15 protein-coding genes and 2 pseudogenes are annotated in these 16,386 nt (G+C 44.7%); 7 read left to right on the top strand and 10 right to left on the bottom strand.

Going from position 1 to position 16,386, the window contains the following annotated elements; all coding sequences use genetic code 11:
* Positions 1-3: 3 nt before the first annotated feature.
* From QFZ78_RS33680 to QFZ78_RS33655, 6 genes are all read right to left on the bottom strand, one after another.
* Positions 4-297, bottom strand: a complete 294-nt coding sequence (locus tag QFZ78_RS33680) for a hypothetical protein (protein WP_307553779.1) — start codon at positions 295-297, stop codon at positions 4-6.
* Complete coding sequence (locus QFZ78_RS33675; RefSeq protein ID WP_307553777.1) at positions 275-928, bottom strand: hypothetical protein; 654 nt, start codon at positions 926-928, stop codon at positions 275-277. Before QFZ78_RS33675 ends, QFZ78_RS33680 begins: the two co-directional genes overlap by 23 nt.
* Before the next feature lie 161 nt (positions 929-1,089).
* Positions 1,090-2,052, bottom strand: coding sequence for a galactofuranose ABC transporter, permease protein YjfF (gene yjfF / locus QFZ78_RS33670; RefSeq protein WP_307553775.1), 963 nt, complete (start codon positions 2,050-2,052; stop codon positions 1,090-1,092).
* Complete coding sequence (locus tag QFZ78_RS33665) at positions 2,045-3,073, bottom strand: ABC transporter permease (protein WP_307553772.1); 1,029 nt, start codon at positions 3,071-3,073, stop codon at positions 2,045-2,047. Before QFZ78_RS33665 ends, yjfF begins: the two co-directional genes overlap by 8 nt.
* Before the next feature lie 5 nt (positions 3,074-3,078).
* Entirely contained in the window at positions 3,079-4,587 is a 1,509-nt protein-coding gene (locus tag QFZ78_RS33660) for a sugar ABC transporter ATP-binding protein (protein ID WP_307553770.1), read from the bottom strand.
* A gap of 103 nt (positions 4,588-4,690) precedes the next feature.
* A complete protein-coding gene (locus QFZ78_RS33655) occupies positions 4,691-5,731 on the bottom strand; it encodes an ABC transporter substrate-binding protein (RefSeq protein ID WP_307553768.1) in 1,041 nt (346 codons plus the stop codon).
* A gap of 255 nt (positions 5,732-5,986) precedes the next feature.
* On the opposite strand from QFZ78_RS33655, the gene QFZ78_RS33650 reads away from it, so the two are divergent.
* From QFZ78_RS33650 to QFZ78_RS33640, 3 genes are read left to right on the top strand one after another with little or no spacing between them, the layout of a single operon-like run.
* A complete protein-coding gene (locus QFZ78_RS33650) occupies positions 5,987-7,801 on the top strand; it encodes a sensor histidine kinase (protein WP_307553766.1) in 1,815 nt (604 codons plus the stop codon).
* A complete protein-coding gene (locus QFZ78_RS33645) occupies positions 7,798-9,447 on the top strand; it encodes a response regulator transcription factor (RefSeq protein ID WP_307553765.1) in 1,650 nt (549 codons plus the stop codon). The genes QFZ78_RS33650 and QFZ78_RS33645 overlap by 4 nt, the downstream gene beginning before the upstream one ends.
* Positions 9,437-10,435: a sugar ABC transporter substrate-binding protein gene (locus QFZ78_RS33640; RefSeq protein ID WP_307553763.1), complete on the top strand. Its 999-nt coding sequence runs from the start codon at positions 9,437-9,439 to the stop codon at positions 10,433-10,435. Before QFZ78_RS33645 ends, QFZ78_RS33640 begins: the two co-directional genes overlap by 11 nt.
* A gap of 240 nt (positions 10,436-10,675) precedes the next feature.
* Here QFZ78_RS33640 and QFZ78_RS33635 read toward each other — a convergent pair whose 3' ends face one another.
* The 3 genes and pseudogenes from QFZ78_RS33635 to QFZ78_RS33625 form a co-directional block, all read right to left on the bottom strand.
* Positions 10,676-11,272 carry a DUF418 domain-containing protein gene (locus QFZ78_RS33635; protein ID WP_307553761.1) on the bottom strand — a complete coding sequence of 199 codons (597 nt, stop codon included), beginning with the start codon at positions 11,270-11,272 and terminating at the stop codon, positions 10,676-10,678.
* A gap of 100 nt (positions 11,273-11,372) precedes the next feature.
* A complete protein-coding gene (locus QFZ78_RS33630) occupies positions 11,373-11,558 on the bottom strand; it encodes a hypothetical protein (RefSeq protein WP_307553759.1) in 186 nt (61 codons plus the stop codon).
* A 1,017-nt stretch (positions 11,559-12,575) separates the two neighbouring features.
* Positions 12,576-12,836 (bottom strand): annotated as a pseudogene (locus QFZ78_RS33625) (ABATE domain-containing protein); the annotation flags it as partial.
* A 313-nt stretch (positions 12,837-13,149) separates the two neighbouring features.
* Between QFZ78_RS33625 and QFZ78_RS33620 the strand changes: the two are divergent.
* The 4 genes and pseudogenes from QFZ78_RS33620 to QFZ78_RS33605 all read left to right on the top strand — a co-directional run bounded on the left by QFZ78_RS33620 (position 13,150) and on the right by QFZ78_RS33605 (position 15,689).
* A pseudogene (locus tag QFZ78_RS33620) lies at positions 13,150-13,967 on the top strand (NAD(P)/FAD-dependent oxidoreductase).
* Between the two features lie 31 nt (positions 13,968-13,998).
* Positions 13,999-14,316 (top strand): thioredoxin family protein, encoded by a 318-nt coding sequence (locus QFZ78_RS33615; RefSeq protein WP_307553757.1) that lies wholly within the window; start codon positions 13,999-14,001, stop codon positions 14,314-14,316.
* Between the two features lie 89 nt (positions 14,317-14,405).
* On the top strand, positions 14,406-14,954 hold the full coding sequence (locus QFZ78_RS33610) for a pyridoxamine 5'-phosphate oxidase family protein (RefSeq protein ID WP_307553756.1): 549 nt from the start codon (positions 14,406-14,408) through the stop codon (positions 14,952-14,954).
* Between the two features lie 255 nt (positions 14,955-15,209).
* Positions 15,210-15,689 (top strand): DinB family protein, encoded by a 480-nt coding sequence (locus QFZ78_RS33605; RefSeq protein WP_307553754.1) that lies wholly within the window; start codon positions 15,210-15,212, stop codon positions 15,687-15,689.
* Between the two features lie 318 nt (positions 15,690-16,007).
* Here QFZ78_RS33605 and QFZ78_RS33600 read toward each other — a convergent pair whose 3' ends face one another.
* Positions 16,008-16,367: a hypothetical protein gene (locus tag QFZ78_RS33600; protein WP_307553752.1), complete on the bottom strand. Its 360-nt coding sequence runs from the start codon at positions 16,365-16,367 to the stop codon at positions 16,008-16,010.
* Between the last annotated feature and the right edge of the window lie 19 nt (positions 16,368-16,386).

The following is a 16,386-nucleotide window of genomic DNA, read 5'->3' as shown; positions in this document are numbered from 1 at the left end:
TTCTCATGGAGAGCTCCACAAGTATTCCCCGATAGATAATTGCGCCGAACAAAGCGCAGCGACTTGTAGCCGATGATTCCTCAGGGCGATTTGATTTGCAGCGGAATGAATTTCCCGCGCGGAAACGGCAGTTTCGACCGATGCTGTCGCCATACGGTCACTGGATTCAGTTACTTCTTTGCCCGTTTCCCTCATCTCGTTAACCAGTTGAACGATTTTTCGGATCATCAGATTGTAAGCTAGAGAGACTGGACCGATTTCATCTTTCTTTCCGTTAAAGGACAACCGTCCTGTCAAGTTGCCTTCCGACGCCGGAAGTGGCTTGACCAAGCGGGAATGTCAATTCATGAAGAATGAATTCCTGACGATTGCTCATTATTGGCTTGCCTGATTTGGTAGTTATAAGCGTTTCCGCTCCATCACTCAATTTGAGAGCGCTTACCATTGATTGTAGCACTTTAGAATCCATCTGAACAAGGAGGATGAAATCATGAGATCCGACATTGTTTTTATCCAGTAGTCTTCCGTAGGCGAAGAGAGGCTTCGGGGAATTCCCCAAATAGCCTCTCTCTTCTATTGACAGCCATACTGGTTTGCCGTCGGCACTTCGAATTTCTTCGAGCCAACCGGACTGAGTTACTTTCGTATCAAAACTCTCCCTTTCCGTAGAGATGGGGGGAATCGGATCTTCCAGAGGAAAGAGAGTGATGTCCCTAATACTCTGGTCGGATAACGCCAGTTGGTCCAAAAGTCCCCGGATCTCGGAGCTGCGCCTCTGAAGCTCATCCGCTCCAATGCCCGCGTTTGTGATTTGAAATAAATTTTCCGTAAAACTGCTGTTATTAAGGAGCTGATTGGATAAATCGATATAAAATTGTTGCTTCATCTGTTCAATGATCGCTGATTTGGCAATACTTGAAGAAAACAAGCCTAATCCCGTAACGGATGCCATAGAAAACAAAAGAAGATAAGGAATAATTTGGTTCCGATAGATTGACTGGGTTTTCTCAGCAGCATTCGTAATAAGCTCTTTAACTCTTTCATGAGGCTCTCCCCTGATGCAGACCCTGTTTTGAGTTTTCGCAACGCTTAGCGCCGGTGGACCCAGCTTCGTCCGCTGAACAGTCTTTGCAGTAAAATAAACATGAACAGAAGGATTCCAATAACGATTTTCGTCCACCAGGAACTTAGTGTACCCTCAAAGCTGATAATGGTTTGTATGACTCCTTGAATTAATACACCAAAGAAGGTTCCTACAATATAACCTACCCCGCCTGTCAGCAGCGTACCGCCGATGACCACTGCAGCAATAGCGTCCAACTCCATTCCCATCGCATGCAGCCCATAACCCGAAAGCATATAGAAGGTAAAGACTACACCTGCGAGAGCAGAACAAAATCCGCTGAACATGTAAACCGTCATTTTAGTTCGTCCTACCGGTAAACCCATCAATAAGGAAGATTGCTCGCTGCCGCCTAATGCATAGGTGTTACGGCCAAATCGAGTGTAATGTGCCATGTAGATGCCTAGAAATACAACCAGCATTGCTATTATCACGCTGATGGATATGAAGTTCTGGCCCGGCAAGTTCACCTTAGTCTGCGCCACACTGGTATAAAAAGCATTGTCAATCGTAATCGTGTTAATGCTTATGACGTAACAAAGTCCCCGAGCTAGGAACATCCCCGCTAAGGTAACGATGAACGGCTGAATCTTAAAATAATGAATAACCGCCCCCATCCCCCATCCGAAGAGAGATCCTATCGTCAGCACCAATGGAATCACCAGCTGCGGCGGCCACCCCGCTTGGACTAAGCTCGCGGAAACCATCGTTGTGAGCGCAATCATCGAACCGACTGATAAATCGATACCTCCGGAAACGATAACGAAGGTCATTCCAACAGCAGCAATCAATAGAAAAGCATTATCGATCAGCAGATTTAAGATTACCTGTAAGGAAAAGAAGCCTGTATATCGGAAAGAACCAATCGTAAACATAAGAGCAAACAGCCCGATAGTCACCAGAATCGGAATATATTGTCGCTTAAGCATGTTGTTTGACCTCACTTTCTGCTGGATAATGACGGGTCTTCCATCGAGAAATGAGCGTTTTACGGAACGATTCGGATTGAACCAGGCATACAATTAAAACGACGATTGCTTTTACTACAAGTGTAATCTCAGGCGGAACGCCGATCATATAAATTGTCGTCGTTAACGTTTGAATGATAAGCGCCCCAATCAAGGTGCCCATTAAGTAAAACCGTCCTCCGTTCAGGGAAGTGCCTCCAATAACTACCGCAAGAATGGCATCAAGCTCGTACCAAAGCCCTGCATTATTACCATCCGCGCTGGATACGTTTGAGCTAAGAATTAATCCGGCTATGCCGGCGCATAAACCGCAGAACATGTATACGGCAAACATGACCGTTTTTGATCGAATTCCGGCAAGGCGACTCGCCTCCGGCTTACAGCCAACCGATTCAATAAAGAGCCCCAGCGAAGTCTTTCTGGTTAGAATAGAGGCAACAAGAAAGAGCGCTGCCACTATAAAGATAGAAAACGGAAGCGTTGCTAACGAGCCCGAACCGATATATTTATACGGCTCATTGGAAACGGTTATGATCTGGCCGTCTGTGATGAGTTGTGCCACTCCACGCCCGGCGACCATCAGAATCAATGTGGCAATAATCGGTTGCATACCGATGCCTGCGACTAAGAATCCATTCCATACACCAAGTATGATGGACAGGACCAACGCAATCCCAATAGCAATGAGCACAAGGCTTATGGCATTCTGTCCATCGCCTTGACTTATGGTTAAACAGGCTATGGCTCCAGCGATGGCCACTACCGAACCGACCGACAAATCGATCCCCTTGGTGGCGATGACCAGCGTCATCCCGATTGCCACAATAATTAAGGGGGAGCCAAAATTTAGAATATCAATTAGACTCCCGTATAAATGTCCATCCCGCATGATAATGGAAAAGAATTCCGGAGCATATAATAAATTGAATAGTAACAGCGCGCCTAATACCGATAGCGGCCAAAATAAGTGATGCTTTAGCATGGTGTTCACCCTCCCGCAATCGCCGTCATGACATTTTTTTGGCTGATATCGTCGCCAATCATTTCTTGAACCTTGCGCCGGTCGCGAAGGACGACAATTCGGTCGCTAACCCGCAGCACTTCTTCTAATTCGGATGAGATAAATAAAACGGACATGCCTTTTTGAGCTAAGGATAAAACCAACCTCTGAATTTCTGCCTTGGCTCCGATATCGATTCCTCTTGTAGGTTCATCCAAGATCAACAGTTTGGGCTGAATCAACAGCCAACGGGCAAGCAGCACCTTCTGTTGGTTGCCCCCGCTTAAATTTTTAATAAGATGTTCAGGGTTAGGAGGATTAATGTTTAGCGTACGAATATACTGGTCCGCAATTTCATCCTGACGTTTTCGAGAGATCGTCTTGAACCAGCCTTGGGTTGCCTGCAGCGCCAAGATTATATTTTCCCTTACCGTCAAATCGTCAATAATGCCTTCTACCTTCCGGTTTTCGGAGCAAAAGGCGATGGATTGATCAATTGCATGTCTTGGCGTTTGTATAGCGCCTTTGGACCCGGACAGCTTTATTTCCCCTGAATCCGCCCGGTCAGCTGCAAAGATAAGTCTCGCAAGTTCAGTCCTCCCCGATCCCAAAAGTCCGGCAAGACCGACAACTTCTCCCCTATGAATGGTTAAGTCTATCGGTTCAATGGATCCTCTTTTCCCAAAATTGGTAGCCTGAAGCAAAACTTCGTCCTTCATTTGTTCCCCGCTGGAAATGTTCGGAATTTCCTCGAGAAGATGAATATCTTTCCCGATCATCTTAGATACCAGTTCTATGCGAGGAAGCTCTTTAGCCATATATTCCCCAATAAATTCTCCGTTACGGAGAATGGTTATTCGATCCGAAATGTCATAAACTTGATCTAAAAAATGCGTAACGAACAGGATGGCCAAGCCCTCACTCTTTAGTCTTGTCATCACCGAGAAAAGCTGTAAGACTTCGCCTCGATCCAGACTTGACGTCGGCTCGTCTAAAATAAGCACTTTAGCGGAAAAACTCAACGCTCTGGCAATTGCAATCAACTGTTGTACGGCAACCGAATATGTATGGAGAGGCTGCATCACATCGATTTCAAGGTTCATTCTTTTCTTCAGCAGTTCTTCGGCATTGCGATACATCTCTTTCCATACAATTCGTCCGAATTGGCGCGGTTCACGTCCGATATATATATTTTCCGCCACGGAAAGATTTAAGCAAAGATTAACCTCTTGATACACTGTACTGATACCGGCACTTTGAGCATCCTGCGGACTGCTTATTTTTATCGTCTTCTGAGCCAGATCAACGGTTCCCTGATCTATCGAATAGACACCTGTCAGCACTTTAATCAGTGTAGATTTACCCGCTCCGTTCTCACCCATCAATGCATGGACTTCCCCGGGAAACAATCGGAAATTAACGCCGGACAATGCCTTTACACCGGGAAACTGTTTGTGAATCCCCGTCATTTGCAAAATTGGCCGAATGTTATTCATACATTCACTCCTCTACCTTTAAGGAGAAAGCCGCTCCATGCCGTTAGCACCGGTTTGAGCGGCTTTCTCCTTTTATTTATATTACGAATGTATCAGGTTGTTATTAGTACTGGCGGTTCGGAAGTTCCCGCTTAGCATCCTCCGATGTAAATACGCCTTCCTTGGTTACGATCCTCTTAGGTAGCTGTTTGCTGGCTACAACATCACGTACCGCTTGCATCAATTGCGGTCCGAGCAATGGGTTACACTCTACGATAAAGTTGATTTTCCCTTCGCTTGCCGCAACGAAACCGTCCTTTACGCCGTCAATGGAGATGATGATGATGTCTTTACCTGGCTTTAATCCCGCCGCCTCGATCGCTTGAATTGCTCCGAGGGCCATATCATCGTTATGAGCATAAAGAACATCGATGTCCTTATGAGCCTTCAGGAATGCTTGCATAACTTCTTTACCTTTAGCACGAGTAAAGTCGCCTGTCTGGGAAGCAATTACTTTCAGATTTGCGTTGGATTTTATCACTTCTTCGAAGCCGGATTTCCGATCGTTCGCCGGTGCGGAGCCTGTTGTACCTTGCAGCTCCACGATATTTACTGGTTCCTTTGCGCCTTTATACGTGTCCACGAGCCACTTGCCTGCCCGGCGTCCTTCTTCAACAAAGTCAGAACCAATGAAAGTTTGATAAAGCGAAGTATCTTTGGAATCTACGGCACGGTCTGTTAAAATCACCGGAATCCCTGCATCTTTGGCTTCCTTCAGCACTGTATCCCAACCGGATTCAACAACCGGAGAGAACGAGATTACATCCACTTTTTGCTGGATAAATGTGCGAATCGCTTTTATTTGGTTTTCTTGTTTTTGCTGTGCGTCAGAGAATTTCAGGTCGAATCCCGCTTCTTTTGCCGAGTCTTGTACAGACTTCGTATTCGCCGATCTCCAGCCGCTCTCCGCGCCAACTTGGGAAAAGCCTAAGGTAATCTTCTTGTCTGCCGGAGTTGCCGCCGGGGCTTTCGTGGCACTCGTACTCTCTTTTGTCGCTTCCGGCTTGCTTACATTAGTGGGGACTTTTTCCGTATTACTGCAAGCTACTGAGAATAATAGCATTGCCGAAGTTAAGAGCAACCCCATTGTTTTTCTTGGTTTCATGTGTTATTCCTCCCTTTATTTCACCATTTCGTGTTGGTGTGAATTGATTATAAGATTGTTACACCCTGGAGGTATACGGAGTATTATGAGGCATTATTATAAATTTTTGAGTATATACCAGTTTTGTATAGGATACCTTTGTTTTCTTTTTTTAAAGTTGCAGTTTTTTGTCTAATGATTGCGTTTTCATAAGTGATGCTTCATAATTTAATTGTTCCGATCACTCATAAAGTAAGATGAAAGGTACTCTTTATCATGGTGCTTATTCGGAGAATTACTTCCAGCCTGCGTGCGAAGCTTCTGACCATGTTCGTTATTTTGACTTGTGTGCCACTGATATCCGTTGGTCTTATTTCTTATCAAAAATCGTTTAACACCGTATTTACCAACAGCAAATCAGCTACCATGCTGCTCGCCGATCAGTTGGCCAGGGATATTGATAACCTGTTTATGGATACAAGTAAGCTCCTTGAATTAGAAAAGAACCCGAAACTCCTCCATTTCCTATTCTCACAAAACGATACATACGAAGACTCAAAGGAAATTCTGAAAACAATGGCTTCCTATAGACAAACCTATCGGTATGAGAGTGTGCTGAACATAACCATGATCAATTTGTACGGGCGAGGAATTAGCGAACGAAAAGGCGTTTTCCAGTTAGACCGAAATCCGCTTCGCAACACATATTTCACCTATCTTATGCATCATCCGGATGATGTTCTGAATATTCCTTCTTCTGGCGTATCCGAATTAGAACGTTTGGACGGATTTCACTATAAAAATCATAATGTCATTTCCATCATTTCCACAGTCAAGCAGCGGGTGACTAATGAAGTGATTGGATTTATTATCATCGATTTGGATGACAGTATCGTGAAACGGTTCTGTGATAACGTAACGATTGGAAAAAATGGCTTCTTCTATGTTGTCGACGAATCGGGCAAACCCATCTTTAAACCGTCCCAAATGAGCGGCCTTACGAAATTGCCTAATGTCGAGCAACTATCGGCCATACTTGCCGGACCGGAAAACCATTTCATAGATGCATCGGAGGGGAAGCCCAGATTCGTCTTCGCCTCTCCCTCGAAATTGACGGGATGGAACATTGTCGGCCTGGTGCCTCTTCAAGAAATTGTAGAAGAAGCCAACTCCATTCGGCAGCTTATTATTATCAGTGTAGTGCTGAGTATTATATTCGCCTTCACACTTCATTACTTTGTATCGAATCGTCTAACCCGGCCGGTTAATATCTTAAAGAAAAAAATGCAGCTTGCCGCCTCTGGTTTTCTCGAAGCTAAAGTGACGCCGACAGGAACGGATGAGATCGCCGACCTTGGAAATAGCTTTAACATTATGCTTGGCAAAATTCGGATGCTGCTCGATCAGAGCATTAAGGAGCAGCAAGAAATGAAGAAGTCCGAGCTTCGTGCGCTGCAGGCACAAATCAACCCCCATTTCTTGTATAACACGTTGGATTCTATTCTATGGATGGCCGAGGCCGGCAAGAAGGAGCAGGTGATTCAGCTCGTAATTGCCCTGTCGCGACTTTTCCGGATCAGTTTAAGCAAAGGCAGGGATTGGATTCCCATAGAAAAGGAGCTTGAACATTTACAAAGCTATTTGACTATCCAACAAATTCGTTATCGGGATATATTGGATTATGAGATCTTCATAGATTCAAGCCTCTACGCGTTTCCAATATTGAAGATGACGCTGCAGCCAATTGTTGAGAATGCCCTTTATCACGGCCTTAAGAACAAACGGAGCAAAGGAATGATTCGCATATATAGCTACGCGGAAGAAAACAAACATATTTTGTTGAATGTGGAAGATAACGGAATTGGAATGTCGGAAGCTCGGCTGGAACAACTTCGTAACGGTTTGATGGAGCCGAATTTGCCGGAAATCACCGGCAATGAAGTATCAGGCGGTTTTGGGCTTCATAATGTACAACGGCGGCTTCGCTTGTATTATGGAGAATCATATGGCGTTCAAGTGTACAGCAAGGAAGGTGAAGGAACTACGGTTACCATTCGAATACCGATGAAGGATTGGAGTGAGTTCCAATGAAGAAAGTGCTGCTAGTCGACGACGAGATTTTAATTAGAGAGACGATAAGGGATTGTATCGATTGGGAAAAAGAGGGCTTTATTTACTGTGGGGATGCGCCCGATGGCGAAGTCGCTCTTCCGCTTATTGAGCAGGTTCAACCTGATATTATAATTACCGATATTTTAATGCCCTTCATGAACGGCCTGGAACTAAGCAGTATCGTGCGAAAAAAAATGCCTGATGTGAAAATCATCATATTAACCGGTCACGGAGAGTTCGAATATGCTAGAAGCGCCTTGCGTATGGGTGTGGAAGAATATTGTCTTAAACCGCTTAGTGCTGCGGAAATCATCACGATGCTCCAAGTAGTCAGCACGAAGATTGATAAAGAACGTGAAGAAAAAGCCCGAATTGAAAAACTGAAGCAAACGGAAAGCGATAAAGAGGTAATCTCGCAAGACAAGCTGCTGAATGACTTATGCAGCGGCTTCATTATGACATCCGAGGCGATTCATCTCAGCACCTCACTTCATCTAAGTCTATTGGCCCATTACTATGTCGTCGCCATGATGGATATTCGTTATCCCGGTCCATCCTCTTCCATACAATCTGACACTTTACAAGAGAGTGAGCTGCTGTTGATTGATACATGCAGGAGCCTGCAGCAAAATAACCATCACTTAATGTTCCAACGAAGCCGCACGGAAACTGTTTGGATCCTTAAAGGAGATTCACTGGATCAGCTGCAGCAAGAGCTTCAGAGCTTTAAAGAAACTCAGCAGATGATATCGGAGGAATCATCCGGTATATCCGTTTCCGTGTCTGTCGGTATAGGAAGTGTCCAGGATCGTTTACAAAATGTCCATTTATCGTTCTTGGAGGCTGAAGAGGACATGCATTGGCGGAGGCTCTCACGGCAAAATCGGCATGCCCTCCGGGAAAGTTTTCCAGGCTTACTTGACCCGTCGCTTTTTCTGGATCGGGGTAAATTCGTCGATTTTCTAAAAATCGGCAGTCCTACGCAGTTAGAACCGTTCATCAAAGAATATGCTATCGCGCTAAAGGATATAAATTGGCATGCAGCAGCCATCGGTTATTACATCCTAAACGACTTAACACTGGAGGTATTTCGCTCCGCCAAAGATATGTATCGACATCTATCAGATCCGGAAGAGACGCTTAACCGATTGCAGCAGCAGATCGGGACGATCCGTTCCTGGCAAGATACTTGTTTCTACTTAACCGAACTGACTGAGCAGTTCTGGTCCTGGCGCTCTCGGTTATACGATAAGTATGGGGAAATGCTAATTAAGGTGAAGGAATATATCCAGTGCAATTACGATAAAGACTCAATCTCCCTTCAGGTTGCAGCAGAGCATGTGGAGGTTAGTGCGAGCCACTTGAGCAAGGTTTTCAGCCAGGAAACTGGCCAAACTTTTATCGAATATTTAACGCAAACCCGTATTCGAAAAGCGATGGAGCTCCTCAAAACCACTTCTGCGAAGTCTTTTGAAATCGCCTATCAAGTCGGGTACAATGATGCGCACTACTTTTCCAATTTGTTTAAGAGAGTCACAGGAATGACGACCAAAGAATTCAGGAAAAATGGTTTGCATGATGCATCTCTGAGCCGTTCGGAAGGAGAACAACTGCGTGTGCTTTAGATATATGTTCATTCGAAATCTATTTTTACTGTTTCTTTTGCTATTCACCTTAGCCTCCTGTAAAGTGTCAGAACCTTCTAATGACCCTGCCTTCGATAGTTCGCCGCTTCAAGAAGCAACAAAAGCCTCGGATAAGGAACGTAAAGTCACAAGTACTTTCGGTATCCTGTATCCGATGGCGAATCCTTTTTACGAGATGATTACCGAACTTGTAGAGCAGGCTGCCGAGCCCCAGTCCATTAAACTGATTATCAAAGCACCGGATGAGATTAATTTGGAGCAGCAAATTCTGATGATGGAAACCATGATCAAGCAAAAGGTGGACGGCATCGCGATTAGCCCTATCGATCCGGTAGCACTTGCTCCAGTCATCAATAAAGCTGTCTCTCTCGGTATTCCGGTTATTTGCTTTGAAACCGATGTGCCGGCTAGCAAACGACTTTCTTATATCGGGACGGATTCTTACAATGAAGGCTACTTGATGGGAGCAATCATTAAGCGGTTTCTGAAAGGAAAAGGGATGATTATGGTGGAAGGCGGATTATCCAAAGCGTCCCAACAGAAGCGCCGATTAGAAGGAATGCTTCAATATTTAAAATGGAATACTGAAATTCAAGTGCTGGAGATTCGCTTCAACGAAGGACAAAGCGACCGTGATTTAAGCAACTTGGAGGAAATGATCGACCAACATCCCCATTTTGATGCATTAGTATCCTTAGACTTTATTTCCAGCTCTAATTCCATCCTCATATGGAAAGCGCAAGGTCTTAAACGTGATTCACTAACCTTCGGCATGTCACCTGAGGTTAAAGAAGCCTTGTTGAACGGTCAAATCACATCCGTCATTTCGGAAAACGAACACTTATGGGGCCAATGGATTATCCAACAATTGCTTCTGGCTTCTGAGGAAAAAAACGTTCCCGCCTTTATCGATACAGGGCTTCAGGAAGTGACACTTGCAGATTTGCCCCTTTCTAATATCCGTTAAGGCGCACTGCGTGCCGTTTACCCACACCTTTGAATAAGGGAGTATATTGGATTTGTTTGCGCCACTGCGACGAGGTGTATGTCCTCAATTTTATTAGCACTTCACACTTTTCAGCTTGAAAAAATTCGGCTGGCGTAGGCGGTGAACATAATGGAATATTAGATCAAGAATACCGGATCATCTCTTCGTTGAGAGTGGTCCGGTTTTCTTGTAGGAGTATATGGAAGGATATTAGCTTCGCTACTTTCGGTAAGTCAATCGGCGTAACAGCTTCTCGGCGGGGCCAGAGTAGTTAGCGCGCTGCATAAACTCGGCAATTATTATGAAGACAATCCATGTCAGCCAGGCGACAATGTCGCTGCTGAGTTGATTGCCGATAGCGCCTAGACCGCCAATTCCATCCGCAAATACAATAAAGAACACGATAGATTGGAAAATATAAAACGTTAACGATCGCTGGCCAAGAGCTGCGATAGCCATTGTCAGCTTGCTGCGTATTGTTCTTGGGCTCCCAGCGATAAATCCGATAAGAGCAGCCCAGCCGATTCCGCCAGCATAGCCGGTAACGGTATGTAAGGAACCTGCAATGGCTGTTGTTGCTTCTGAAGGGTAATTCCAATACAGCGAGGACATAAGCGCTAGCGGTATGCCGCCAAATGTGGACAGCGCAAGGCCAACAGCTGCCGTCCGCAAGGGGAGGCCGCGGTGTTGCTCCGGATGGTCCAGCAGCTTCTTACGACTTGCCCAGATGCCAAGTGCCATAGCCGGTATAACTTGATGCAGTAGAATCACACTGTAGGAAGCCCAGTAAAACGATCGAGTCAGCATGATATCCATGATGCCGGCTGAAGTAGCTATTTCTGTAGTTGCAGTAACTTGACTCCATTCATATTCACCGCGTGTAATCTCAAGGAACAGTTTACGTATAAAGGGCCAGTCATGCCCCTTCTCTTCTTGGCGGTGTAATAATTGGATGATTTAAAGTGGTTTCTTCGAGGATCAATAGATTCTGATTAGCATGAGCCAAGGCAATGAGCAGCAGCATAAAGCCTCTGGCCAGATCCGGTGCAAGCTTGCGCTCGCTACTAGAGGATGGTGGATTACCTTTAGTGTGATTAGACATAGCGGCTATCTTCCTTCTATTAATTTATGAACTATACGTGTAATAGGTGAAGAGGTTCTCAAATATTAAGCCGAGCTGGTCGGGATGCGACTTCTCGCTGGAAGCGCCGAAGTCGGAACTGCTCTTCTTACCATTTGAGCTTTGCAATAACGTTGATTATAAAGGTCATCTCTAGATAACTTCATTATATTTACTACTTATTCGTACAGTTATTTCATCTTCCACCCTTTTAGTCGCACTCTTTGTTCCAAACTAATAAGGGGGATTGATTTCAACAATCTCTACGATCATATTAACGAAAACAAAAAAGGAGCCGCTATAAGGCACCCCCTGCACTATCGTTCTGCGTTAGTTTATCACTAATCGCCATTAATTCGGACTCGTTGGACCTTATTATCAGATAAAGCATCAAGCAACAGATGGAATGCTTTTTGATGTTCGACAACCATGAGGGACTTATAGTTTATCAAGTCAGTTACCAGTCCTTCCAGTCCTTCTCCGCTGAACTCCGCGTTGGTACTATAAAAGTCACTGAGCTTTGTCAGATGTAAATAGCTATTCCAACGTTTATGGGATGCAAATATCGCTTCATGTAATTCTGCTTTTATTTCAAGTATCGAAACAAGACTGTTTTTATTAGTTTACAGCAAAATATCTAAGCCCATAAGGTTCCTCCCCTCGGAACTAAAATTACTTTACCATATTCCACTGTATCACTACACAAATTTGCCCAATAATTTAGCGTTGGCCACCACGCTCTACTGCCCGTTAATCGTTAAGGTCTCCACTTTTCCTGCCATCCGTCGGGAATGAGATAATGTTCTTGTCATTGGGTTTTGACAAGAACATTATCCCATAAAACAAAAAATCCGCGATTTACGCGGCCCTTAAAGAGATAAAGTTCTTGTCACCCGACACCACCAGGTAAACCGGATTGTCGTAAATGCGCAAGCGGGAGAGATCGCCATCCGCGAGCACGCGGCCGAAGGAAGCGGCCACCTCCGCTCCGATGCCGGATCATCCCTCTCGTAAAGGAGTGGATTCCAAGCGATAACCCAAATCAGATTCCGCGATGCATAGAATCATCGATCCATACGACAGCGCACGGTTCAGCCCCTCGAGATAGGCGGGATCCACGGACTCATGTGCCACGATACGAAGCATGTGCCCCCTCAACCGTTTCAGATCATCCAATTCTTCCGCCGACGGAACGCCCGGATAGTTAAGGTTGTGAATGGTCAACCATTGTTCCAGCCAACCCAGCTTGTCCAGTCGGTCTTCGGTATAACCTCTGCCTCTTCATTTATGATAATCGCATTTCATAAAATTGTCCCATATTATCGTGCCTCAACTCCTTTTCTTTTATGTGGGGCGTCTCCATAGTAACAACCAAAATATTATTTATCTGGTTACTTGCCAACCATCACGGTTCATGTTATAGTATGACTCGTAACCATCGTTATGTAAATTAATAGTTACAATAATGAGGAAGGAATTCGTTGGCCCTACTATACCGGATGGAAAATACGGTGAATCCAGAACTTCGCTGTTAATTTTGTTATCCTGTTTATTCGAAAGAGGAATTCACATTATGTATAACGCAATCGTTATAGGAACAGGACCTGCAGGATTAACCGCCGCTACGGAATTATGGGACCGGAACTCATGGGCTAACATGCGCAAGCAAGCAGAGCGCTTTGGTTTCGTACAGGTTGGGTCAACAGCGTCGATTTATCCATTCGTCCATTTAAGCTGACGTTTGAAGGCGGAGAAGAGCTTGTAACCCAAACATTGGCACTTCGACTGGTGCTTCGGCTAAATATATGGGTATTCCCGGCGAGAAAGATAATATAAGGCGTGGCGTGAGCACCTGTGCATCTTGCGACGGTTTCTTCTTCCGCGGGAAAAAGATCATCGTTGTAGGCGGTGGCGACTCCGCCATGGAGGAAGCGCATTTCCTTACGAAATTTGCTTCCGAGGTACGTGTTGTCAATCGCCGCGAGGAGCTTAGAGCTTTGATAATTATGCAGGACTGTGCTCGAAATAACAGTAAAATTACGTGGAGCTTGAACAAAACGCCGCTTGAGGTAGTAGCAGGCAGCAACGGAGTAAACGGCTTTAAAGTAAGTAATACTACGACTGGTGAGGAAGAAATCATCGAGACGGATGGCATTTTCGTCACAATCGGTCACACGCCGAATACGAAAATCCTAAACGGACAATTGGAACTTGATGAAGTCGGTTATGTAGTGGTTAAACCGAGCACTTCCGAAACAAACATCCCTAGCGTGTGTTTGCATGTGGAGATATCAAGGATAACAAATATCGTCAGCGATTACGGCGGCGGGTAGCGGCACAATGGCAGCTATCGATGTCGAGAAATTTTTGGAGCATAACGAAAACCATTAATTCACAATATATTGAGATGGGATCGATAACCATGGAACGTATTCAAACACAACAGCAATTTCAAGAGAAAATCAACGGTGAAGGCTACACGATTATGAAATTCGATGCGACTTGGTGTCATGATTGTAAAAATTTAGAGCGATTTATCGGTGACATTATAAACGAACATTCGGATAAGCAATTCTATGCGGTTGATTCCGAGCAATTCGAAGAGCTTACCGAAAAATATGACGTCAGAGGAATTCCCAGCTTGCTGGTATTTAAGAATGGGGAGAAATTAGCGCATCTGCACAGCAAATTTGCAAAGACCCCTGCACAAATCCGAGAGTATTTGGATACGATCAATTGATTCGTAACATCTATTTCACAACATCTAATCCAATAAGGAACGTTTATTCTTATTTACCAAACCCCACTAATTGAAAGGCGATGAATACGATGTTTCCACTTCGCAATGTGAAACGAAGCTCGACGGATACCGACAAAATCCAGCTCTTTCTTAAACAAGCCCAGATTGGATTTCTCGGCCTATCTTCAGAAGATGTCCCCTATGTCATTCCACTCAACTTTTCTTGGCTGAACAACGCCATTTATTTTCATGGGGCGGAAGAAGGAAGAAAAATAACTTATATCGAGCAAAACCCACGAGCCTGTTTCACCATCAGCGAAAATTACGGAACCATCACGAGTCCGATACCCGCCAAAACGGATACCGCCTTTATGAGTGTCATCATCGAAGGCAACTTGGAACGCGTAACCGATTTAGACGAAGCGACAGCCGCTATGCAGGTCATGCTGGACAAATATGTGCCAGGCTATTATGATCGGCCGCTGGGGCGGACTCATTTGGATCGGTACGTTTCCCCGCTAGGTAGTAGAACCGCCATCTTTAAATTAAGCACGGTCTCCTTGACGGCCAAAGAGAAAGAAGAAATCCCGGATCGCATGTTCTATGAAGGTAGAAGCGTTCAGAACGACAGGGCGTAACTCCTCTGTTCAAAGAACCGCCCGAGATAACAACGGTTGATACGGGGAAATCAGATTTCGGTCGCGGGTCTTTGTCGATATTCTAGTTAATGCCCTCCTAACCAAAAGCCGGATGAATCGGTGCACAGCTTGATCCGGCACGACGGTTACCCTACCTGTTAGAAGACGCGAAGTAAATACGTATAACGGCAAGAACGCATGTATTTTTAGGTATAGCGGTACATTTAAATCATAAACAATCGAGGAGCGATACAAATGAAAACAACTATTTTCGAAGAATTGATCAATATTAGAGCACAAACACTACAAGCATTGGAAGGCCTAACTGAGGAACTCGCGGATCGCATTCCCGCTGGTTTCCGCAATAATATCCGTTGGCACCTTGGTCACATCTATTTCGTTACGGATTACTTGGCGCTATCGCAACTGAATATCCCGCTTCATCTGCCAGAAGGGTTTACTGATCGGTTCGTTTCCGGAAAGTCGCCGTTGGACACGTACCCTGCTTCGCTTCCTAATCCGACATTACCAGAACTGAAAACCCTGCTGACAGAACAGCTGGATAGAATTCGCAAGCAGTATCCGATGGACCGCCTGAACGATAATGTAACTGCGATTAATACGTCCACGGGACTCGCTCTAGTAACTCCAGAGCAATCACTTCGTTATAACCTGTACCATGAAGGATTGCACTTCGGAATCCTTTCCACTTATAAAAGATTATTGTCCCAATAATAGCAAAAGCGAAAAATAGCCTCTCATTGAGAGGTTCCTGATAAAATTCGTCGGAATAGAAAAAGGTACAATCACTTCCAAAGAAGAAGCGATTGTACCTTTTTTTCTATTTGTTTTCCTTTGATCCGGCTGACCGACAAGGGAAAGCTGAAAGGCGATTATTACGATGTTCCCCCTTTCCAACATGAAACTCGACTGATACCAACAAAATCGGATTAGCACTATCGTGATGCAGCTCGTTGTTTTGATCATCCTAGCAATCTTACACCTTCTAGTTGACCCTTCCTGATTTTGCAGACAATCGAAGCAGCATTAATACTATTGAATCTGAAACTTTCCTATTTGTTGGTGCTTCAGGTAATAATAGTAAAGAGAACGAAACCGAAGTATCATTGGTTTGCCATACCAAGCCTTGAATGCCCCAGAAGCTATTTGTATGGAGTTTCCAGAACCAACTAACGCGTCCTTGAAATTAATTTCAAACGTACTCGATCGAGACGTAGATGGTGTGTTCGAAGCAACTGTATCTTCTAGACCTAGAGCTGTGTAGGCAGAAGCACCTGTTTTTTTAACTTTAATCTTGCTCTTCAATTCAGTTAGAGTGCCTGCCTGTATGGAATAAGATTTAAAGGTAAGAGTAGCTGCAGCGGCATGTTCAGCCAAAACCCCATCGAACATGCTGTATCAATACACACAC

It is taken from the genome of Paenibacillus sp. V4I5 (genome assembly GCF_030817255.1).
Lineage (GTDB): Bacteria > Bacillota > Bacilli > Paenibacillales > NBRC-103111 > Paenibacillus_E.
This window is presented reverse-complemented; position numbering and strand designations above follow the sequence as displayed.